The following is a 21,718-nucleotide window of genomic DNA, read 5'->3' on the forward strand; positions in this document are numbered from 1 at the left end:
TAATGAAAAAAGTTTTTTTACTCATATCGACCCTTTTTGTTCTCTCTGTAAGCAATTCATGTAGTGAGAACGAATTAGAGCTAACGTCTCCAACTTCTGATGGTATAGAATCAATAGACACAGAAGATAAACTCCAGAAATTTTTAAATGGCGCCTATTTAAGTGTAGGATCAGTAAATGCATTTGGGACAACTGTAACGGCAATTGGTGATGTTTTATCAGATCATCTATATGTTTCTAGTGCAGGCGCAGCAGCTTTTTCCAGTACTTATAATATGAATTACAGTGCCGTAAATAATGATTTTGGTTTCTATGATTCACTTTATAATGCTATCAATAATTGTAATATGATCATCAACAATACAAAAGTTGAAAACAATGAAAATGTTGCAAAAATAAAAGCACAGGCAAAAATCATCAGAGCTTTGGCATACTTCACTTTAGTAAATTATTACTCACCAGCACCAACTTCTGGTATTAATCAAGAATATGGTGTGCCATTGGTTTTGGCAAATTATGATGCTAGTATACAACCAGCAAGAGCAACTGTGGCTGAGGTTTATGCACAAATAATATCAGATTTAACTTCAAGTCTTAGTGCAGCAGAAGATCCGGCTGATAACAAAGTTCTACTTGGTAAAACTGCTGCTAAGCTATTGTTATCCAGAGTCTACCTTACAAGAAGAGCTGCTGGTGATGCACAATTAGCATTACAATATGCGTCAGATATTGTAAACAATCCGGGAGTTTTTGCACCTATTGAAAGTACACTTGCAACTTATCAAGCTTATTTTTCTGGTTCACCAGAAGCAAATTCAGAGAATCGCCCAGAAACAATTTGGGAATTGGATATAAATACTTTAAGTAATGGTGTAACAGGGTTAGGTTCTAATTTAGCACTACCAACACTTTATTACAGGTTAAGTGATAGAAAAGCATTGCTATTTACTAAAGAGTTTTATGATAGTTTTCCAGCTGCGGATGTAAGAAAAGGATCTGGTAGTACAGGTCTATTAACTACCACAGGTGTTACAGGAACTGGAACAGTTCCGGGTGCATGGACAAATAAATATCCTCGTTTAACAGAAGAAGGTAACTTCCAGAGAAATATTAAAATATTAAGATTTGCAGAAGCTCAATTAAACAGAATAGAAGCGTTGTACCTTACAGGACAAGAGACAACAGCACTTACAGAATTGAATGCTTTTGCCCTTTCTAGAAAAGGATCTACTTATCCTGCAAGTACAGGAACAGCTCTGCTTAATAATATTCTTACAGAAAAAGGGAAAGAATTTTATGGTGAAGGTCAAAGATTTTTAGATCTTAAGCGTTGGAATTTGCCAATTGTAAAAACTTCTAACTGTACAACAAATTGTAATGTACCTGCTAATGATAAATTATTTGTTTTGCCTATTGGTCAAGATGCAATAAATAATAATATCAACCTCAAACAATACCCAGGTTATTAAGATTAAAGAAAGGCAATAGTGATATTGCCTTTTTCTTTTATATCATTCTAGATGTTAAAATAGGAATATTGCTTTTTTATTTGTAATTATTTTCTTAGTTTAGCATCAATTATTAATTCATTTAAATTTTTTATTATGAAAAAAGTTTTACTTTCATTAAGTTTAATTTCTCTTTCTTTGAGTTCTTACGCACAGAATTCATGGACACCACAAGGGACAAAATTTGCCACAAGTTATGGTATTAAAGAAATAGTTATTACTGATGCTAATACTGTATGGGTTAATGCATACGATGGATCAGGAGGAGGAACTTATCCTAAGGCTTTTTCTAAAACAACCAATGGTGGTACGACTTGGACAGCAACTACTATTCCTACCAGTACAATCCCGGCTCCTGCATTAGTAAGTGATATTGCTGCTATTGATGGGACTACTGCTTGGTTAGCTACTGCTTTCACAGGAACTGGTTCTGCAACTAATACCAATGCTGTTTATAAAACAACAAACGGTGGTACAAGCTGGACAAGATTGACAACAGGTTATACAACTGCTTCATTTCCAAACGTTGTTTATTTTTGGGACGCAAATGAAGGGTTTACCGCAGGAGATCCTGTAGGTGCAACATTTCAGATTTTAAGAACTACAAACGGAGGTACTACTTGGACAGCTGTAGCAGGTGCTCCTGCTCCTTTAGCTGGTGTTGAATATGGTTTGACAGGAGTTAAATATGTAACAGGTGACAACATTTGGCTAGGCACAACCAAAGGAAGACTTCTTCGTTCTGCTAATAGAGGGGTAACCTGGACTGCTAACTCAACACCTGCACTTGATTTTGGTGGTGGTGCTGCTGGAGGTGGTGTAGATGGATCTTCTGCTAAAATGGCATTTAAAGATGGTAGCAACGGTATCCTGATTGCTATCGATAATAGCGTTGAAGCTGTAATGTATTCTACTGCTGATGGTGGTTCTACTTTTGAGCCTATAGAAGCTACTGGAACTTGGTTCTTCGGAGATATCACGTATGTTCCTGGCACAACAAATACTTATGTTTCAACAGGTATTGATTCTGATGCTGCACAAGGGACAGGTTCTTCTTATTCAACAGATGGAGGTTTAACTTGGACTATTATTGACAACATTGCTGGAGTAGATGGTGGACAAAGAGGAAGTGTTAAATTCCTAAACTCTACAACAGGTTGGGCTGGATTCTTTAGTGATGGTCCTACAGGAACAGCAGGTATCCTTAAATTTAGTGGTAATTTATCTTTAGCTGTTAATGAAGCTAACGCAAAATCAGGGCTGAAAGTTTTCCCAAATCCGGCTGTAGATGTTGTAAACCTTACTGCTAACAAAGAAATTAAATCTGTTACGATCTATGATCTATCTGGTAAAAAAGTTAAATCAACTACAGATACTAAACAAATCAACGTTTCTACTTTAGCTAAAGGAACTTATATCCTACAAGCTTATTATGGTAATGGTTCTGTTGAGAACACAAAAATTATCAAAAAATAATATTTGATTATTCAAAAAAAAAGACTGTTTTTTAAAACAGTCTTTTTTTTGAAATGATGTGAGATATTTAGATTAATTAGATAGTCTATATTAAGCTAAGGTTAAATGAAACAGGAAAAGTTTAATTTTAAATAATTTTTGTTAATTTAGTATAAAATTAGCGTATTGAATAATAAGATAATGTCAATATGTCTATATTTTTAGTTTTACTATAATTTCAAACCATATTAAATATTTATTATTATGAAAAAAATTCTACTTTCTTTAGCTTTAATTTCTCTTTCTATTAGTACCAATGCACAATCTTGGGTGGATCAGGGAATTAAGTTTGCACAATATTATTATCCTAGCGTGATTTCTATTGTGAATGCCAATACAGTATGGGCCACAGCTTCTGATGGATCAGGAGGTGGTACTTATCCAAAAGTTATTTCCAAAACAACAAATGGTTCTACTTGGACTGCAACTAACATCACGGGACTAACTTCTCAAAGTACCGCAATGGTTTCCGACCTGTTTGCACTTGATGCCACCACGGCGTTTTTAGTCACCGCCCCATCTTCAGGGACTGCAGGTAATGGTATTTATAAGACTACGAACGGAGGAACTTCCTGGACAAAACAAACAGGATATTCTACTTCTTCTTTTGCAAACCAAATTCATTTTTGGGATGCAAATAATGGATGGACAGCCGGAGATCCTGTAGGCGGAAAATTTGAGATGTATAAAACATCTAATGGCGGAACCACCTGGACTGCTGTTGCAAACACTCCTGCACCAATCAATAGTGATGAATATGGATATAATTTAAATAATAAATATATCCTGGGTGATAATATCTGGATTGGAACAAGCTTAGGAAGGATTCTTCATTCTACAGATAGAGGAACGACTTGGGCAGCGTATTCTACTCCTGTTTTAGACTTTGCAGGAAACATAGTAACAGGTTCTAGCGGAACTTATGCTTTTAAAGATGGAAATAATGGATTGTTAATCGCTGTTGACGGTGATGTAAATGCTGTACTATACTCAACTACCAATGGAGGTGCAAATTGGGAGCCTGTTGATGCAACTGGCACTTGGTATTTCGGAGATATAACCTATGTTCCAGGAACGGCAAACACTTATGTAACTACAGGTATATATACCGATGATACCGGAGTACAAGGATCTGCATATTCTAAAGATGGAGGATTAACTTGGGTGTCTATTGATGCCGGATTGCAAAGAGGAACAGTTAAGTTCCTGAATCCGACAACTGGCTGGGCTGGTCAGTTTAGTGATGGTCCTGCCGGAACTGAAGGCATACTTAAATTTAGTGGAGATCTATCTTTAGCAGTTAATGAAACTAATGCTAAATCAGGGCTGAAAGTTTTCCCAAATCCGGCTGTAGATGTTGTAAACCTTACTGCTAACAAAGAAATTAAATCTGTTACGATCTATGATCTATCTGGTAAAAAAGTTAAATCAACTACAGATACCAAGCAAATCAATGTTTCTACTTTAGCCAAAGGAACTTATATTCTACAGGCTTATTACGGTAGTGGTGGTGTTGAAAACACAAAAATTATCAAAAAATAATCAACATTATTTTTAAATATAAATCCCGTCTCGTTACAAAAACAAGACGGGATTTTTTATTTAAGTATAATTAGTATTTTTGTACTCAAATTTCCTTGATGAAATATTTATTATTACTGTCGTTCGTTTTTAGTGTTTTTATAAATGGACAGCAGGTAAACAAAACAGACTCCAACAAGATTTCTTCTGATACGCTGAAGGTCGATTCCGGAAAGAAAGATTCCCTGGAAATCTACAAACCTACGATCAATGACTATCAGGTCAAAACCAGATTTTCTGAAAAGAAGATATATGATACCACATTTACAATCGAGAGATCATATATTGCTACCCAATACAATAAAAAAGATAACTTTGGAAAGATTCAATCGGCGAATATTGGTTCCGGATTTCAGAATTTGGTTTATGAAAAAAATGCCGAACAGAATTTAAATCTTCTCCCGGAAAACAAATCTTTTTACATAAAAGGAGAAAATGACATCAACTATTATGATGTGAAAACTCCGACGACCACTTTTTTCTATAACAATGCCATGAAAAATGGTGGACAACTTCAGACTACTTATACCCAGAACGTCGGCAAAAATTTCAACTTCGCAATAGAATATATGGGACTGAGGTCTCAAGGTTTATACAGAAACAGTCTGGCCTCAAGTAACAATACCATTTTCAGTGGTCACTATGTCTCTAAAAATGGCAAATATGAAGCTTATGCACATTACATCCATCAGAATGTCAACAATCAGGAAAATGGAGGCATTGCAGATCTGGATGTGTTCTTAAACGGAGATTCAAGATTCAATAACAGACAGAATATAGAAACCAATTTAACAGGCGCAGAATCTCGTTATTCTTACAGACGATATTATTTCAGTCAGGAGTTTTCGCCTTTTGATCCTGCAAAATACCCATTCAAACTAAGACATACCATCTATCATCAGGGAAATAAATATTACTTCTCAGAAACAACAGCCGACACAGATTTTTTTGGTTCAGAAAGCATAACTAATTTCCCATTGTACAACAAAAAATTCACGAATAATCTCAGCAACACGTTCAGCTTGGTCTGGGACAATGAGAAGTTCAAATTAGACGCAGGGTTCCGGCATCAGTATTTGACTTTCGGAAACAAAAATGCATTTCCGATTCTTAATATTCCCGGCTATTTCAAAGAACAGAGATTCGGGGCTGTTGGTAATTTGCAAATTAAATTATTGGACAAAATCCAGCTTAGATCTTTTCTCGAGATTTCCAAAGGTTCAGAGTTTGGTGATTATGTGAAAACAACAAATCAATTGGTTTTCGAACCGATCAAAGATTATTTGGTAGAAGGGCGTGTCAATTTCCAATCCGCTTATCCGAGTTTCAATTATCTGGTAAACTCTTCTCATTATATTAATTACAATTATTACCTTCAGAACCCTGATAACGAAGTTGTCACTCAGCTCGGAGGAACGGTGAGATTAGCCAAATGGTTTGATACAAGGGTTTATGTTGATTTTTTCAAAATAGACAATTACACCTATTTTGACAGCGCTTCAAAACCACAGCAAAGTTCGTCTTCTCTTAACATTTCACAGATCGGCGGCGAAAGTACCGTGAAATATGGAAAATTCAACGTAAACGGAAAAGTTTTATTCCAAAGAGCACTTAGCAATCAGGATCTCTTGCCAATGCCGGATTTTATCGGACGGATTAATGTTTTTTATCAGGCACCGGCGTTCAAAAAAGCAGCAGAAGTACAGATTGGAGTCAAACTTTATTATTTCTCAAAATTTGCTTCCAGAGATTATTCGCCGATTCTTAATGAATATATTTTACCCGGAACCAATGGTTATTCAATTGGTGGACAGCCGATTGCAGATGTTTATTTTAATATGAGAGTTAAGCGGATGTTTTTCTACATAGAAGGCCAGCATATCAACCAGACTTTTATGCAGAACAAATCCTTTACATCGCCAGGCTATCCGATTTACGATTTCAGGCTCAATTTAGGTGTTGTCTGGTATCTTTTCCATTAATTTTGAAGAATAATTATGGCAGCTTAATCCGTCCTCCATTCCCGCTTTTTTCTTTTTTCTCAAAAAAGAAAAAGAGCTCCATTCAGGCCGGGCTGCAACTTCAGCTTAGAACAAGATTTGTCATCATAAAGAACTGTCAACTATCAACCAACAACCATCAAATAAAAAATGACGATTGACTTCGAAAATATAAACAGCATTCCAAAACTCGTAAAAGATTTTTTAGGAAAAAAACTGGACGGATTTCAGAATAAAGTTTTTGATCTGGAAAATTTCAAAATTCAGATTGCCGAAAAACAGAATTCATTTTCTGATGAAAAGAGGAATGTTCTTTATGAAACGATTTTCTCACAAAATCAGGAAGAACCAATGTCAACGAAACAGCTGGAACATCTTTTCCTTCTGAAAGAAAAAACGACATTCACCATCACAACCGGACATCAGCTCAATCTTTTCACGGGTCCTGTTTTCTTCGTTTATAAAATTTTGCAGACTATCAAAACGGCAGAGTTTTTAAAATCAAATTTCCCTCATCATAACTTTGTTCCCATTTTTTGGATGGCAACAGAAGATCACGATTTTGAGGAGATCGATCATTTCAAAACCAAAGAACATTATTACGAGATCAAAGGCAATTCCGGTGGCGATGTTGGGAATATCAAGATTGAAGATCAATATTTCATCCAGGAATTCGAAAAGGAATTCAAAGACAACCTGTACGGAACCGAGTTGATTCTGTGGATCAAAAATGCTTACAAGAAAGGAAATTCCCATACCCAGGCCATTCGGTATCTGGTGAATCAATTATTTGCCGATTATGGTTTGTTGACCATCGATGGCAATTCGGAACAACTGAAATCTCAGGTCAAAGATATTTTCAGGAAAGAACTGTTGTCAAATCAGCTTTTCGAAACAACGAAAAATCAGAGAGAATTTCTTGAAAAAGAATATCATAAAGTTCAGGTCAATCCGAGAGAGATCAATTTATTTTATCTTTCAAAAACCAGAAACCGAATTGAGAAAATCAATAATGAATATCAAATTCTTGACACAGCTTTAAAGTTTTCTGAGGAAGAAATCCTGAACGAATTGGAAAATCATCCGGAAAAATTCAGTCCAAATGCAGTGCTTCGTCCGGCTTATCAGGAATCGGTTTTACCAAATCTGGCTTATGTCGGAGGCAATGCAGAAATTATGTATTGGATCGAGTTAAAAGACCATTTTGAATCCATTAATCTTCCATTTCCGATATTGGTACCAAGAAACTCAATGCTATTCCTGGATGAAAAAATATTTAGAAAAATTGAAAACTCAGGATTGAAAATTGAAAACTTTTTTGAAAATTTTGCCGAAGTAATGAATCAAAAATTGTTGGAAAGCAACGAAATCAGATCTCTTCTTGCAGAAAAAGAAATTGAATTAATAGCTTCATTTTCAGAACTTAAAAACAAAGCTTCAGAAACTGAGAAAACATTCTTCAATCTTGTAGAAGCGGAAGAAACACGACAGCTGAAATCTTTCCGAAGAATGCAGCAACGCCTTCTGAAAGCCGAAAAAATAAAGCAATCCGAACGTTTTGATCAGATGCAGAGTCTATTCCTGAAAGTTCATCCCGGCGGCAACTGGCAGGAAAGAGTGTTCAATTTCAGTGTATTCTATTCGGATCTCGGGAGGCAATGGATCGAAGACTGCTATCAAAAAATGAATGTTCAAAAATCAGAATTAATAATTTCGCACATTTAATCTGAAAGCATTATTTTTGTATCATTATTAAAAAAGAATGATCAAGAAAATTTTCATTTTATCCGCAGTAACTGCCTTTTTAGGTCTGTCCGCGCAGAAAACACACACCGTTGCTCCAAAGGAAACGCCTTACGGGATTTCCAGACAATATGGTTTGTCCATCGATGAATTGTATCAACTGAATCCTTCCAAAAAAGATGGAGGCTTAAAAATCGGCGATGTTTTAACAGTTTCCAAAACAGGAAGTTCAACAAAAGCTGTGACTCCAAAAGTAACGCCTGCAAAAACAGCACCTGTAACTTCGGCACCTGTTTCTGGTAAAACGGGAACAATTACTTTGCAGCCAAAGCAAACCGTCTATGGCATTACAAAACAATATAAAATCTCAGAAGCTGATCTCAGAAAACTGAATCCGGAACTGGATTCTCACCTGAAAATTGGGGACAAAATCACTTTGCCTTTGGATAATATCCGGAAATATGCAGATTCTGCTTCTACAACGGTTGCACAAACTACAACTATTGCAGAAAAAACACCGGAAGTAAAAGTTACTAAAACGGAAACTGTGTCTTCCGAACCGGCAAAAGGTTTATATGTTGTTCAGGCAAAGGATAATTACTATAAAATTTCCAAGCAGTTCAATCTGACCCAGAAACAACTATTTGCACTTAATCCGGGATTGGAAACGACAGGTTTGAAACCAGGCGAATCGATCAGAATTTCCGGAGCCAATACAATCAATGTTGAAGATAATTCTCAGAATAATACAACATCTGAACCTGCAACGAAAACCATTACTACAACTCAGACTTCTGCGCCAAGTGCAACAACTTCTGCTTCCGGAAATACTTCTACTTCAGAGGATGATTATGTGACTTACACGGTTCAAAGTGGCGACACAATGTTCAGTATTATGAATCATTTTAATGTAACATTAGATCAGTTAATTTCTCTTAATCCAAATCTCTCAGACGGGTTGAAGGCGGGAATGACACTCAAGATCAAGAAACAGGATCCGATGTATTCCAAAAAAGCGGGCGATGTTTTGAGCGTAGTTTTAATGTTGCCTTTCGGATTTGATGCCAACGATGCAAAATACAGAACAATGGCTATGGATTTCTTAACCGGTGCAAAATTAGCCGCAGAAAGAAACGCGGCATCAGGACAAAAATTGGATATTAAGGTTGTAGACGCAGGAAATGAAGTGACTTTTAAAAACAGCCTTTCTCAGATTAATCAGGATAATACAGATCTCATCGTTGGACCATTTTTCAAATCGAGTGTTTTGGAGGTCCTCAACTATGTAAAAGAAAAGAGCATTCCTGTAGTAGCACCATTTGCAAATTCTGAAGATCTTTTTGATTACAGCAATCTGATCATTATCGAAACAGAAAATTCTGTTTATTCGGACAGAATCGTGAAAGAGGTTTCTCAGGTCTATAAAGATCAGAAAATATATATCGTTGCAGATAATTCCAAAGCAAACGCCAATGCAATCAAAGCTGGTTTAGAAAAATCTTTATCAAAAGCAAATATTGTGATCGTTAATTCGTCCAATGATATTCAGCTAGAAAATAATATGATGACGGGACAGGCCGTTCCTGTGATCGCTGTTTTAGCAGACGATGATGACTCTGCGGGAAGCGCTTTTGCCTCAAAAATCATCGCTCTTGGAAAACAGACAGAAGGTGTCAAAGCCTTTAGTATGTTTTACAGTCCGAGTTTTGAGAAAAATGTAGATGACCTTTCCAAAGCCAGCTTAGTATATCTGATGGACAGAAAAATCAATTACGATGGCGATTTTGAAAAAGAAATTCTTGCAGGTTACAAAGCAAAATACTGCAAAGCACCATCAAAATATGCCGTAATCGGTTTTGATGTGATGAATGATATGCTGACGAGAGAAAACAAAAAAGGAGAAATCTTTAAACAAATCAATAAATCACAAACTCAGCTTGCCACAAAATTCGAGTTTGTAAAGGCGAAACCAAATGGTGCATACATCAACAACGGTTACAGAGTTGTAAGATTGATGCAGTAATTACCTTTAAATAACGATGAAGAGATCAATTATCATTCATCAATTATCATTTATATAAAATATGAAAGCACTTGTATTTCCTGGTCAGGGTTCACAGTATGTAGGAATGGGGAAAGAACTATATGATTCCCGAAAAGATGTGAAAGACCTGATGGATTCTGCCAATGATATCCTTGGTTTTGACCTTGTTTCCATTATGTTCAATGGAACAGATGAAGATCTTAAGAAAACCAGCGTTACCCAGCCTGCGATATTTTTACATTCTGTTGCAGCGGTAAAAGTTGCAAATGGTTTAGGTGCTCAGATGGTTGCCGGGCATTCTTTAGGAGAATTTTCCGCGTTGGTTGCAAACGGTGTTTTATCTTTTGAGGACGGGCTAAAGTTGGTTTACGAGAGAGCTCAGGCAATGCAGATGGCGTGCGATATCAATCCGAGTTCTATGGCAGCAATTCTTGGTCTGGAAGATTCTAAAGTTGAGGAAATCTGTGCAACAATAGAAGGAATTGTAGTTCCTGCAAATTATAACTGTCCTGGACAATTGGTAATTTCCGGAGAGACTACATCTGTGGAAAAAGCTTGTGAAGCTTTGAAAGCGGCTGGCGCAAAAAGAGCATTGATCCTGCCTGTAAACGGTGCTTTTCATTCACCATTGATGATGCCGGCTCAGGAAAGATTAGCAGCAGCTATTGAAAATACGAAATTCAGAAAGGCAACCATTCCGGTTTATCAGAACATTACAACAACAGCAGTGTCTGATCCGGAAGAGATCAAGAAAAATCTGATTGCACAATTGACAGGTCCTGTAAAATGGACTCAGAGTGTACAGAATATGATCAAAGACGGCGCAGATAACTTCGTAGAAGTTGGTCCTGGAAAAACACTTCAAGGTTTGATAAAGAAGATCAATTCCGAAGTTTCCGTTGCCTCTGCAATATAATTTTCAGCTCCGGAGGAGCGAAATGTTTGTAGAAATTATTGTCGATTTATAAAAAAGCTCCGTAGGAGCGACACATTAAAATATAGCAGCTCATATGAAGAGAATTTTTTCTCCCGGTAAATTAATGCTTACCTCAGAATATGTTGCTGTTGATGGTGCTCTTGTCCTGGCTGTTCCAACAAAGCTGGGACAAGAGTTTTTTTTTACAGAAGAAAGTGATGAAAAGTCATTGATCTATTGGAACGCCTATCATCAGGATCAATTGTGGCTGGAAAATATCATTGATTACAAGAATTGGAAAATCATCGAAACGAATGATCAAAAAGCCTCAGAGTTCATTCTGAAAGTCCTGAAAAATGTTCAGGAACTTTCCGAAACTAAGTTCAAAAAAAATGTTTCTTATCACCTCAAAACCAATCTTCAGTTTCCGTCTGATTTCGGATTGGGAAGTAGCTCTACTTTGATGAGCAATCTCGGAGAATGGGCAGAGATCGATCCTTTTGTTCTGAATGAAATCAGTCTTGGCGGAAGTGGTTATGATGTTGCTGTGGCAAAGGAAAAATCTGCTGTTTTATACAGCCGTTTTCCCGAACGAGTTTATGAGAAAGTTACTTTTGATCCGAGTTTTAAAGATGAATTGATTTTCATTCATCTCAACCAAAAACAAGATACGCGTGAAGGTATTTCCCATTACAAATCAAAGACAACTTCAACGGAATTAATCAATCAATATTCTGAATTAACCAAATTGATTGTCAAAAGTCAAAATTTGGAAGAATTTTCGCAATTAATGACAATTCACGAGGAAAAACTTTCCAAATTTCTTGGAGTTCCGACGGTCAAAGAAAAATATTTCCAAAACTGTCCCGTCTTTGTCAAAAGTTTGGGTGCTTGGGGCGGAGATTTCGTTCTTGCTTCAAAATTTGGAGATTATGAAGCCTATTTTAAAAAGCAGGGTTTTAGCAAAATTTTTAATTGGCAAGATTTAATTAATTGATTGTTAATTAATTATGAATTTTTATTAAGCTGATGAAAGTCACGTAATTAAAACTTTGATAATTCGCTGATATTTTTACATTTGTCCCAATACCTTTTAATCTTCAAAAAAAATTATCATGGACATGCTAAAATCTTATCTTGAACGTCAAGGCATTTTTAATCCTAAAGAAATCTTCCACAATCCAACTTACGAAGAAATTTTTCAGGCAGAAATGGATCCAGGCAATTCCGGTTTTGCAAAAGGAGTTCTTACAAAATCGGGAGCAGTAGCTGTAAAAACAGGGATTTTCACCGGCAGATCGCCGAAAGACCGATACATCGTCAATGATAAAATTACACAAGATACAATCTGGTGGGACGGGAACATTAACCGACCGACAACCGTTGAAGTTTTTGATGAGTTGAAAGATATCGTGACCAAAGATCTTTCCAACGAAAGTATTTATGTGATTGATACCTATTGCGGATCCAATGAAGATACAAGACTGAAAGTAAGATTTATAACCAAAGTTGCCTGGCAGGCTCATTTTGTGATGAATATGTTCATCCGGCCTTCCCATTATGATCTTCAGACTTACGGCGAACCGGATTTTGTGGTTATCAATTCTTCGGATTCCGTGAATCCAAATTGGGAACAGCACGGACTGAATTCTGAAGTATTCGTCATGTTTGATTTGACAAAGAAAATGCAGATCATTGGCGGAACCTGGTATGGCGGAGAAATGAAGAAAGGAATGTTCTCTATTATGAATTATTACCTTCCGCTGCAAGGAATGGCATCTATGCACTGCTCTGCCAACGTCGGCGAGGACGGCGATGTTGCAGTGTTCTTCGGACTTTCCGGGACAGGGAAAACCACGCTTTCTGCAGATCCAAAAAGATATTTGATTGGTGATGATGAGCACGGCTGGGATGATAATGGCGTTTTCAATTACGAAGGCGGCTGTTATGCAAAAGTCATTGACCTTAGCAAAGAAAAAGAACCGGATATCTATGGTGCAATCAGAAGAGATGCACTGTTGGAAAATGTAATCACAGACGATGAAGGAAATGTGGATTACGCCGACGGATCGATCACAGAAAATACAAGGGTTTCTTATCCGATTTATCATATCAGCAAAATTGTTTTACCTTCTAAAGCCGGTCACGCAAGCAAGATTATCTATTTGTCAGCGGATGCTTTCGGAGTTTTGCCTCCGGTTTCTATTTTGACAGATTGCCAGGCGCAATATCATTTCCTTTGTGGCTATACCTCAAAATTAGCAGGAACAGAACTCGGTATTACAGAACCGACACCTTCTTTTTCTCCGGCATTTGGCGAAGCATTTTTGACGCTTCATCCAACAATGTATTCCAAGACGCTGATTGGAAAAATGAAAGAACACAATGCTAAAGCCTATTTGGTAAATACCGGCTGGAACGGAACCGGCAAAAGAATTTCTCTGAAAGACACAAGAGCTATCATCGATGCAATTATTGATGGAAGTATTGATAATGCGGAAACTGATCACGTTCCGATTATGAACCTGGAATTCCCGGTTTCCCTGCCAAATGTCTCCGAACATATTCTGGATCCGAGAGATACTTATGAAAACAATTCAGACTGGGAAAGAAAGGCAAAAGATCTGGCTACGAGATACATCAAGTATTTTGAACAATTTGCAGATAATGACGAAGCCCGCGAATTGATCTCTTCCGGACCTGTTTTGTCGGAGGTACATCAAAACTAAAAATCAAACGCTTCCAATTCGGAAGCGTTTTTTTATTTCAAAAACGGATTGTAATTTTTTTCAAAACCGACCGTTGTAGATTCTCCGTGTCCGCTGAAAACCTTAGTTGATTCCGGAAGCGTAATTAGTTTAGTATTAATACTGCTAATTAATTGATCATAATCACCTTTGTAAAGATCAGTTCTTCCAATGCTCATCATAAAAAGTGCATCACCGGAAATCACAAATCCATTGTCTTTATTATAAAATGCAACACTTCCAGGCGAATGTCCCGGAACATCCAGAATTTCAAAGATATCAGAACCTAATTTTAATTCGTCGCCCTCTTTTATATTTTGAATCTCCCCTTTGAAAGCAGGAAAGAAGAAACCATAATTCTTTGCAGTAAAAGGAGCTTTCTCCAGAATTTCAATCTCATCAAGATGAACCAAAACCGGAACCTGAAACTCATCATAAGCCCATTGCAGTCCAATAATGTGATCGATGTGTGCGTGCGTCAAAAGAATATTCTGGATTTTAAGCTCTTTCGATTTGATAAAATCGCCTAAAACTTTGGTTTCCGCATCGGGCATATTTCCCGGATCTATAAGAAAAGCCTCCTTTTTATCGTTATAAATGAGGTACGTATTTTCGGAAAACGGATTGAAAGTGAAAGATTCAACGTGTAACATTTTTTTAATTTAACTGTAAAAATATAAAACATTAACTTAGCAAGATGAAGGTATTTAGACTATTTATAATTTTTTTTAGTGCATTTTCTTTTGCTCAGGAAATCAAAAGTATTCAGGTTTTTAATCCTAAAACCAATGATGAAACGCCAATTATTGCTCAAGGCGAACAATTGATCCTTAGATTTGATGATCTTTCAAACTCCAGCCAGATCTACCGCTATACTTACAAACATTACAACAGAAACTGGGAAGAAGATGGGCTTTTTTTTACAGAATATGCGAACGGAAGTATGAATGCTTTGGTTGATCAATTTCAATATTCCTTTAACACTTATCAAAAATATACCCATTACGAACTGGTTTTCCCAAACGAAAAAATTCAGCCAAAAATCTCCGGGAATTATGAGATCATCGTTTACAAAGATTCTCAGGACAAACCGTTGTTCAAAAAAAGGTTTTCTATCTATGAAAACGGTGCAAATATCGGAATCAACGTGACTCGATTTATAGATGCTAAAAATCCCAATGCAAGACAAAGGCTTGAAATACAAGCTACTGGAAATGGCTCTGGAATCAGCAACAATCTTTCATCGCTTTCTTTGAGTGTGATTCAAAATAACAATTGGGGCATTTCTCTTACCAATATCCGACCGAGTTCCACCCTGGGAAATCAACTTTTATTTCAGCAATTGGGATTGGCTTTTCCGGGAAATAATGAGTTCTATTACTTTGATAATAAAGTGATGAATCAGGCTTTGGATATGGTTGCAAATACAGAGGTCATAGACGGAAAAAACTACACATATCTTCACCCGGTCTGGGCTTATCCAGGGGATTATCAATATCAGCCGGATGTCAATGGTGCTTATTATTACCGAAGAAATGATCTTGGAATAGAAAGAGATGCCGATAGGGAAGGTGATTATTCCTGGGTGTATTTTGCACTCGACAGTCAGAAATCTGACAAAGAATTTTATGTTCTGGGAATGTTCAACGATTACAAAGCTGATGCAAAAAGCCAAATGCTTTATGATGATAAGGCACAGAAATATCTTGCAAAGATTTATCTGAAACAAGGTTTTTACAGTTACATCATTGCAACCAAAGGTTCGGACGGAAAGTTAAATTACGGTGAGGTCAACGGAAACTTCTGGCAGACAGAAAATCTTTACCAGGCATTTTTATATTACACACCATTTGGCAGAAACTTCGACGGATTGATCGGTTACGGAGAGTTCCGGACACCTGTGAGATAATTTTTTTTTTGGAATAATTTTCGCTAATACTTTTATAAAACAAACTTTTATGGAACTTAGCTTTGAAAATAATAAATCCGGAAACGGCGGTTATATCACTCTGAAAAATGAAACTGAAGATATCGGACGACTTACTTACACAATCGTTCCGGAACTCAAAAAATTAATAGTGAGCTATGTCATGATTTTTCCAAAATTCGAAGGACAAGGTCTAGGAAAAAAATTGGTGGAAAAATCAGTAGATTTCGCCAGAAAAAACGGGTGGACTATAAAAGCGCATTGCTCTTACGCACATTCTGTTCTCAGCAGAAAACAAGATGTTGAAGACGTTTTTATGAATTAATGGTAAAGGTTTTACTTTACTATAAAGTTACGGCTCGCAATTGCGAGCCGAACTTTTTTATATTGAGGTAACAAATTATCTATTCATAGACATCAGGAACTCTTCATTGTTTTTGGTTCCCTGTATGTGTTTTTGCACAAATTCCATAGCTTCCAGAGGATTCATATCAGAAAGATATTTTCTCATAATCCACATACGCTGCATTGTTGCCTCGTCCAAAAGAAGATCATCTCTTCTTGTGCTGGATGAAACCAAATCCACAGCTGGATAAATTCTCTTATTCGCAATTTTTCTGTCCAATTGCAGTTCCATATTTCCGGTTCCTTTGAACTCTTCAAAGATCACTTCGTCCATTTTGGAACCTGTGTCGATCAAAGCTGTTGCAATGATTGTAAGCGATCCTCCATTTTCGATTTTTCTTGCAGCTCCGAAGAAACGTTTCGGTTTATGAAGCGCGTTGGCATCTACACCACCAGAAAGTATTTTTCCGGAAGCCGGCGTCACCGTATTGTAAGCTCTTGCCAGTCTTGTGATGGAGTCAAGAAGAATGACAACATCGTGCCCGCATTCTACCATTCTCTGTGCTTTTGAAAGAACCAGATTTGCTACTTTTACGTGCTTATCTGCAGCTTCATCAAAAGTAGAGGCAATTACTTCCGCGTTCACACTTCTCTGCATATCCGTAACTTCCTCAGGACGTTCGTCGATGAGAAGAACCATCATATAAGCTTCCGGGTGATTGGCTGAGATTGCGTTGGCAATATCTTTAAGTAAAATTGTTTTACCCGTTTTTGGCTGTGCAACGATCATTGCTCTTTGTCCTTTCCCAATCGGTGCAAAAAGATCTACGATTCTTGTAGAAAGAGTAGAACCTTTTCCTGCAAGATTGAATTTCTCCTGAGGAAAAAGCGGCGTCAGATATTCGAAAGCAACACGATCTTTGATAAAAGCAAGATCTCGTCCGTTGACCTCTGTCGGTTTTAGAAGAGAAAAATATTTTTCGCCTTCTTTTGGCAGTCTTACCATTCCTTTTACGGTATCTCCCGTCTTCAAACCATAATTTCTGATTTGATTAGTAGAAACATACACATCGTCCGGAGAAGAGATATAGCTGAAATCTGAAGAACGAAGGAATCCGTAATTGTCCGGAAGTATTTCCAAAACACCTTCTATTGTGATCAATCCATCAAAGTTGAATTCCTTCTTTGGCGAATTGTCCTGTTGGTTTTCGGCTTGTTCTTTTTGATTATTATTGTTGTTGTGTTGGGGAGAATTGGGATTTTGTGTTTTTTGCTGACCTCTGTTGTTGGTCTTTTGCTGCTGCTGACGGTTGTTCTGCTGTTGAGGCTGTCTTTGCTGAGGTTTTGTATCCTCAGATTTTGTTTCATCTTGCTTTTCGTCAGTTTGAGGAACAGTTTCTGTAGTCTGAGCCGTTTCTGATGGTGATGATTTAATCTCTGCAACTACTTCTTGATTTTCGTTTGCTGCGACTCTTGCTCTTGGTTGTTTTTTCTTCGGAGGATTTTGTTTTTTAACTTCTTCCTGTGTCACAACCGGCGTTTCTACAGCTGCAGGCACTTCTGCTATTGCAACTTCTGCTGTAGGAATCTCTGTTTCCTGCCTCGGTTTTTCTGCTGGCTTTCTGCCTCGTTTCTTAGCAGGAGCAGCTTTTTCTCCAGAATTGTCTTCTGTGTTTTTATTCATATTTTCCTGATTGGCGTTTAGATAATCCTTAATGATTTTTGGGTTAGAAGCCTGATAGTCCAGAATGGCGAAAACCGTATCTTCCGGAGAGCTTTTCTTTGCCAAATTGACGCCTAAATCTTTAGAAAGTTTGGTCAATTCCTCATCGGATTTTGACCTTAGCGTTTCAATATTAAACATATAATGCGTAAAAAAGTAAATTTATTTTGTAAAAGTAAGAATGAAAATCAGGCGATTATCATTTTTAATAGGTGATTACAATGCAAATCTACATTAATTTTTGAATTAAGCAAAAATTATTTTATTTTTGCAGACAATTTGTTCCCTTTCTAAAAAGGAATTGATCAAAAAAATGTTACAAAGAATACAAACAATCTGGATATTATTAGCTGTTTTAGGCGCTTTGTTCCTGAATCTTACAGCTCAGGATTTTGATATATTAGGTGGAAATCTGATTATTAATATTTCTACTGTTATATTAATATTATTAGGATTGCTAAGTATCTTTAGTTTCAAAAACCGAAAAAGACAAATTCTGCTGAACAATATCAGCCTATTTATAAACGCTTTGTTGCTTGGTTTTTTGATTTATTGGCTGCAAAACTTACCCGGAGGAATCACATTTCCTGAGAAGGGTATTGAGCCGGTTTTCTCAGTAATTGCGATTGTATGTTTGTTTTTGGCAAATGTGTACATCAAAAAAGATGAGAGGCTCGTAAAATCTGTGGACAGACTTCGATAAACTTACGACGATTTTTTTGAGTAAGAACAGCTTCCTTTCTGGAGGCTGTTTTTTTTCTTTGCAATTATTAAAAATAATGGTAACAAAACCAAAGAATCAATGACTTATCAAACATATATCATTATTTTATAAATTAGCCATTATGAAAAAACTAAGCCTTATTCTTTTTATCACTCAGTCAATATTTTCTTTTGCTCAGGAAATTTCTAAAGACAGAATCGTAAACATCATTTCTACTTTGGCGTCTGATGAGATGAAAGGCAGGAAATTTGGAACGCCGGAAAATGACAAAGCTGCGGAATATATCGCGTCGGAATTCAAAAAAAATAACCTTGAGTATTGTTTTGGCGATTCTTTTCTGATTCCTTTTGAATATAAAGGACAGAAAGGTTTCAACGTTTGTGGTATCAAAAAAGGGAAAACGGAGAAAAGTCTTGCGTTTTCAGGTCATTTTGATCACATCGGAACTAATAATAAGTCTGGAGATAATATCTATAACGGTGCAGATGACGATGCGAGTGGTGTTTCTACGGTTTTGGGAATTGCGGATTACTTTAAGGATAAAAAAACAGATTACTCGATGGTTTTTATGGCATTCAACGCAGAAGAAGTCGGGCTGAAAGGTTCAAAAGCTTTGTCTGAGAATAAAGACCTGAATCCCGTTTTCAATAATATCACTGCACTTTTTAATTTTGAAATGCTGGCAACAGAATCTCAATTTGGGAAAAATGCTGTTTTTATGACTGGCGATGAGTTTTCTGATTTTGATGAATTAATCAATGCTAATGCTGCGAACGGGCTTAAAGTTTATCCTGATCCATATAAAAATGAGCAGCTTTTTTACAGATCCGATAACGTCAATTTTGTTAAGAAAAAAATTATAGCACATTCTATCTCTACAGTTGATATGACAAAAGCATTTCACTATCACGCTGTGAACGATGATATTAATATTGTAGATGCAGAAAACCTGACCAATATTATCAACAATTTTTCAAAAACTGTTGAAAAACTGAATACCAAAAACTTCACGCCAAAATACAACGATAAAGTAAGATACGATTTTTAACGTCCTGATAAAGTAAACTATTTATTTTCCGTAATTTTGCATTTCCAATTTTTCTGAATGAAACCATTTCAACGTATTCTCAGTATTGCCAGACCGCATCAAAGATTTCTTTGGGGCAGTATGTTTTTCAACATTCTTTATTCCCTTTTGCAGATATTTTCTATCGGGACATTGCTCCCTATTTTAAGTGTGATGTTTGGAACCGCTGACAAAGTTGATACATCAAAAGTGCCGGAATGGAATGGAAGAATCGCTGATTATTTTGGTTTTGTAAAAGACTGGGCTTATTATAAGATCCAGATTAATATGGACGAGCATGGTGGTATTCAGGTTTTAGCCGTTCTTTGTTGCATTACGGCTTTTGCTTTTTTGCTTAGAAATATTTTCAGATATATTGGATCTTATTTATTGGTAAACTATCGCGTTGGGATCACAAGAGATCTGCGGACAGCGATGTATGACAAATTTTTGAAACTACCCGTTTCCTTTTTTACAGAACAGAGAAAAGGTGATATGATGTCCAGGATTTCCAACGATATTGGCTCAGTAGAAGGCGGAATTATGGGATCTCTCGTAGATATCGTGAATTCGCCGTTTATGATTATTTCATCTCTAACAGCATTATTTTTATTATCGCCAAAACTGACATTATTCTCATTAATCGTTTTTCCGATTATGGGCTGGATCATCTCCTGGGTTGGTAAAAGTCTGAAAAAACAGGCAAGGTTTGCACAGGAAGAATTAGGAAATCTTTTCTCATTAGTTGATGAAACTTTGAAATCTTCGAAGGTTATTAAAATTTTCAACGCAGATAAAATATTAAAGAACAGATTCAATAAAACAACTGATCAGTGGCAGCATCACGCCATCTCTATGAGCCGAAGAAGAGAATTGGCTTCTCCGATGAGCGAGTTCCTGGGATCTGTCACAATGCTGCTCATTACCTGGTATGCAGGAACGGAGATCATCAATGGAACCAACAAAGATCCTGCAACTTTTCTGGCATTTATAGCTGTTTTCTTCCAAGTCCTGGATCCTGCGAAACGATTATCAAATGCAGTTTCTGCAATCCAAGGCGGAATGGCCAGTTTGGAAAGAGTCTCCGAAGTTTTGGATTATGACCTGAAAGTGGAGGAGGTTCCGAATCCTACACCAATTTCTGAACTTAAGGATAAGATAGAATTTAATAATATCGGGTTCTATTATGATAAAACAAACCTGATCCTCAAAAGATTTTCTGTTGTTCTGCCGAAGGGTAAAACAGTTGCTTTAGTTGGTCAGTCAGGAAGTGGTAAAACCACGATTGCCAATCTATTAGCGAGATTCTATGATGTTTCTGAAGGTGAAATCCTGATTGATGGTCATAATATTAAAAACTTAAAACTGACAGATTACCGACAGCTGTTAGGAATGGTGACTCAGGAATCTGTTCTTTTCAATGATTCGGTTTACAATAATATCCTGATGGGAAATCCGGATGCAACCGAGGAACAAGTAATAGAAGCAGCAAAAATTGCCAACGCCCACGAGTTTATTACGCAACTTCAAAATGGATATCATACAAATATCGGTGATGACGGAAATAAACTTTCCGGAGGACAAAAACAAAGGGTATCTATTGCAAGGGCAGTTCTGAAAAATCCGCCAATTATGATCTTAGACGAGGCAACTTCTGCGCTGGATACAGAATCTGAAAGATACGTTCAGGATGCTCTGGAAAAGATGATGGAGAACAGAACTTCTTTGATTATTGCGCATAGATTATCAACCATCCAAAAAGCGGATCATATTGTGGTAATGGAAAGAGGCGATATCATCGAGCAAGGTTCTCACAAGGAATTGATGGAAAGAAACGGAACTTATAGAAAACTGGTTGAGTTACAGAATTTTGATTAAA

The 21,718-nt window shown here is 36.8% G+C and carries 16 protein-coding genes; 14 read left to right on the top strand and 2 right to left on the bottom strand.

The genetic code is table 11. The annotated features are described in order from the left end of the window. Window positions 1-2: 2 nt before the first annotated feature. From ACFJGY_RS02720 to pckA, 9 genes are all read left to right on the top strand, one after another. Window positions 3-1,469 carry a RagB/SusD family nutrient uptake outer membrane protein gene (locus ACFJGY_RS02720; protein ID WP_379967882.1) on the top strand — a complete coding sequence of 489 codons (1,467 nt, stop codon included), beginning with the start codon at window positions 3-5 and terminating at the stop codon, window positions 1,467-1,469. A gap of 135 nt (window positions 1,470-1,604) precedes the next feature. Then, window positions 1,605-2,984 carry a T9SS type A sorting domain-containing protein gene (locus tag ACFJGY_RS02725; protein WP_379967884.1) on the top strand — a complete coding sequence of 460 codons (1,380 nt, stop codon included), beginning with the start codon at window positions 1,605-1,607 and terminating at the stop codon, window positions 2,982-2,984. Window positions 2,985-3,227: 243 nt separating this feature from the next. Next, on the top strand, window positions 3,228-4,565 hold the full coding sequence (locus tag ACFJGY_RS02730) for a T9SS type A sorting domain-containing protein (RefSeq protein WP_379967886.1): 1,338 nt from the start codon (window positions 3,228-3,230) through the stop codon (window positions 4,563-4,565). Between the two features lie 98 nt (window positions 4,566-4,663). Then, the gene (locus ACFJGY_RS02735) at window positions 4,664-6,586 is read left to right on the top strand and encodes a putative porin (protein ID WP_379967888.1); all 1,923 of its coding nucleotides are present in this window, start codon (window positions 4,664-4,666) and stop codon (window positions 6,584-6,586) included. 168 nt (window positions 6,587-6,754) lie between these two features. Continuing rightward, window positions 6,755-8,329, top strand: coding sequence for a bacillithiol biosynthesis cysteine-adding enzyme BshC (gene bshC, locus ACFJGY_RS02740; RefSeq protein WP_379967890.1), 1,575 nt, complete (start codon window positions 6,755-6,757; stop codon window positions 8,327-8,329). A gap of 37 nt (window positions 8,330-8,366) precedes the next feature. Then, a complete protein-coding gene (locus ACFJGY_RS02745; RefSeq protein WP_379967892.1) occupies window positions 8,367-10,370 on the top strand; it encodes a LysM peptidoglycan-binding domain-containing protein in 2,004 nt (667 codons plus the stop codon). Window positions 10,371-10,431: 61 nt separating this feature from the next. After that, entirely contained in the window at window positions 10,432-11,307 is an 876-nt protein-coding gene (gene fabD / locus ACFJGY_RS02750; RefSeq protein ID WP_379967894.1) for an ACP S-malonyltransferase, read from the top strand. Between the two features lie 94 nt (window positions 11,308-11,401). Continuing rightward, complete coding sequence (locus ACFJGY_RS02755) at window positions 11,402-12,304, top strand: GYDIA family GHMP kinase (RefSeq protein WP_379967896.1); 903 nt, start codon at window positions 11,402-11,404, stop codon at window positions 12,302-12,304. A gap of 118 nt (window positions 12,305-12,422) precedes the next feature. Beyond that, window positions 12,423-14,036 carry a phosphoenolpyruvate carboxykinase (ATP) gene (pckA, locus tag ACFJGY_RS02760; RefSeq protein WP_379967898.1) on the top strand — a complete coding sequence of 538 codons (1,614 nt, stop codon included), beginning with the start codon at window positions 12,423-12,425 and terminating at the stop codon, window positions 14,034-14,036. A gap of 32 nt (window positions 14,037-14,068) precedes the next feature. Here pckA and ACFJGY_RS02765 read toward each other — a convergent pair whose 3' ends face one another. Next, window positions 14,069-14,707 (bottom strand): MBL fold metallo-hydrolase, encoded by a 639-nt coding sequence (locus ACFJGY_RS02765; protein ID WP_379967900.1) that lies wholly within the window; start codon window positions 14,705-14,707, stop codon window positions 14,069-14,071. Between the two features lie 44 nt (window positions 14,708-14,751). Between ACFJGY_RS02765 and ACFJGY_RS02770 the strand changes: the two genes are divergently transcribed. Together ACFJGY_RS02770 and ACFJGY_RS02775 are read left to right on the top strand one after the other, a co-directional pair. Continuing rightward, window positions 14,752-15,963, top strand: coding sequence for a type IX secretion system plug protein domain-containing protein (locus tag ACFJGY_RS02770; RefSeq protein ID WP_379967902.1), 1,212 nt, complete (start codon window positions 14,752-14,754; stop codon window positions 15,961-15,963). Window positions 15,964-16,012: 49 nt separating this feature from the next. After that, window positions 16,013-16,306, top strand: a complete 294-nt coding sequence (locus ACFJGY_RS02775; protein WP_379967904.1) for a GNAT family N-acetyltransferase — start codon at window positions 16,013-16,015, stop codon at window positions 16,304-16,306. A 75-nt stretch (window positions 16,307-16,381) separates the two neighbouring features. Here the strand turns inward: ACFJGY_RS02775 and rho are convergent, their stop codons facing one another. Beyond that, window positions 16,382-18,190 carry a transcription termination factor Rho gene (rho, locus tag ACFJGY_RS02780; RefSeq protein WP_379967906.1) on the bottom strand — a complete coding sequence of 603 codons (1,809 nt, stop codon included), beginning with the start codon at window positions 18,188-18,190 and terminating at the stop codon, window positions 16,382-16,384. A gap of 172 nt (window positions 18,191-18,362) precedes the next feature. On the opposite strand from rho, the gene ACFJGY_RS02785 reads away from it, so the two are divergent. The 3 genes from ACFJGY_RS02785 (at window position 18,363) to ACFJGY_RS02795 (ending at window position 21,717) form a co-directional block, all read left to right on the top strand. Next, window positions 18,363-18,752, top strand: a complete 390-nt coding sequence (locus ACFJGY_RS02785; protein WP_379967908.1) for a DUF4293 family protein — start codon at window positions 18,363-18,365, stop codon at window positions 18,750-18,752. A 142-nt stretch (window positions 18,753-18,894) separates the two neighbouring features. Beyond that, on the top strand, window positions 18,895-19,821 hold the full coding sequence (locus tag ACFJGY_RS02790) for a M28 family peptidase (RefSeq protein ID WP_379967910.1): 927 nt from the start codon (window positions 18,895-18,897) through the stop codon (window positions 19,819-19,821). Window positions 19,822-19,878: 57 nt separating this feature from the next. Then, the gene (locus ACFJGY_RS02795; protein WP_379967912.1) at window positions 19,879-21,717 is read left to right on the top strand and encodes an ABC transporter ATP-binding protein; all 1,839 of its coding nucleotides are present in this window, start codon (window positions 19,879-19,881) and stop codon (window positions 21,715-21,717) included. Window position 21,718: the final 1 nt, after the last annotated feature.

The sequence above is a fragment of the Epilithonimonas sp. UC225_85 genome, from assembly GCF_042695135.1.
Taxonomy (GTDB): Bacteria; Bacteroidota; Bacteroidia; order Flavobacteriales; family Weeksellaceae; genus Epilithonimonas.

What these genes read in the sequence shown, in the direction of transcription:
- ACFJGY_RS02720 (WP_379967882.1), top strand. Translation starts at nt 3, where the DNA reads ATGAAAAAAGTTTTTTTACTCATATCGACCCTTTTTGTTCTCTCTGTA.
- ACFJGY_RS02725 (WP_379967884.1), top strand. Translation starts at nt 1,605, where the DNA reads ATGAAAAAAGTTTTACTTTCATTAAGTTTAATTTCTCTTTCTTTGAGT.
- ACFJGY_RS02730 (WP_379967886.1), top strand. Translation starts at nt 3,228, where the DNA reads ATGAAAAAAATTCTACTTTCTTTAGCTTTAATTTCTCTTTCTATTAGT.
- ACFJGY_RS02735 (WP_379967888.1), top strand. Translation starts at nt 4,664, where the DNA reads ATGAAATATTTATTATTACTGTCGTTCGTTTTTAGTGTTTTTATAAAT.
- bshC (WP_379967890.1), top strand. Translation starts at nt 6,755, where the DNA reads ATGACGATTGACTTCGAAAATATAAACAGCATTCCAAAACTCGTAAAA.
- ACFJGY_RS02745 (WP_379967892.1), top strand. Translation starts at nt 8,367, where the DNA reads ATGATCAAGAAAATTTTCATTTTATCCGCAGTAACTGCCTTTTTAGGT.
- fabD (WP_379967894.1), top strand. Translation starts at nt 10,432, where the DNA reads ATGAAAGCACTTGTATTTCCTGGTCAGGGTTCACAGTATGTAGGAATG.
- ACFJGY_RS02755 (WP_379967896.1), top strand. Translation starts at nt 11,402, where the DNA reads ATGAAGAGAATTTTTTCTCCCGGTAAATTAATGCTTACCTCAGAATAT.
- pckA (WP_379967898.1), top strand. Translation starts at nt 12,423, where the DNA reads ATGGACATGCTAAAATCTTATCTTGAACGTCAAGGCATTTTTAATCCT.
- ACFJGY_RS02765 (WP_379967900.1), bottom strand. Translation starts at nt 14,707, where the DNA reads ATGTTACACGTTGAATCTTTCACTTTCAATCCGTTTTCCGAAAATACG.
- ACFJGY_RS02770 (WP_379967902.1), top strand. Translation starts at nt 14,752, where the DNA reads ATGAAGGTATTTAGACTATTTATAATTTTTTTTAGTGCATTTTCTTTT.
- ACFJGY_RS02775 (WP_379967904.1), top strand. Translation starts at nt 16,013, where the DNA reads ATGGAACTTAGCTTTGAAAATAATAAATCCGGAAACGGCGGTTATATC.
- rho (WP_379967906.1), bottom strand. Translation starts at nt 18,190, where the DNA reads ATGTTTAATATTGAAACGCTAAGGTCAAAATCCGATGAGGAATTGACC.
- ACFJGY_RS02785 (WP_379967908.1), top strand. Translation starts at nt 18,363, where the DNA reads ATGTTACAAAGAATACAAACAATCTGGATATTATTAGCTGTTTTAGGC.
- ACFJGY_RS02790 (WP_379967910.1), top strand. Translation starts at nt 18,895, where the DNA reads ATGAAAAAACTAAGCCTTATTCTTTTTATCACTCAGTCAATATTTTCT.
- ACFJGY_RS02795 (WP_379967912.1), top strand. Translation starts at nt 19,879, where the DNA reads ATGAAACCATTTCAACGTATTCTCAGTATTGCCAGACCGCATCAAAGA.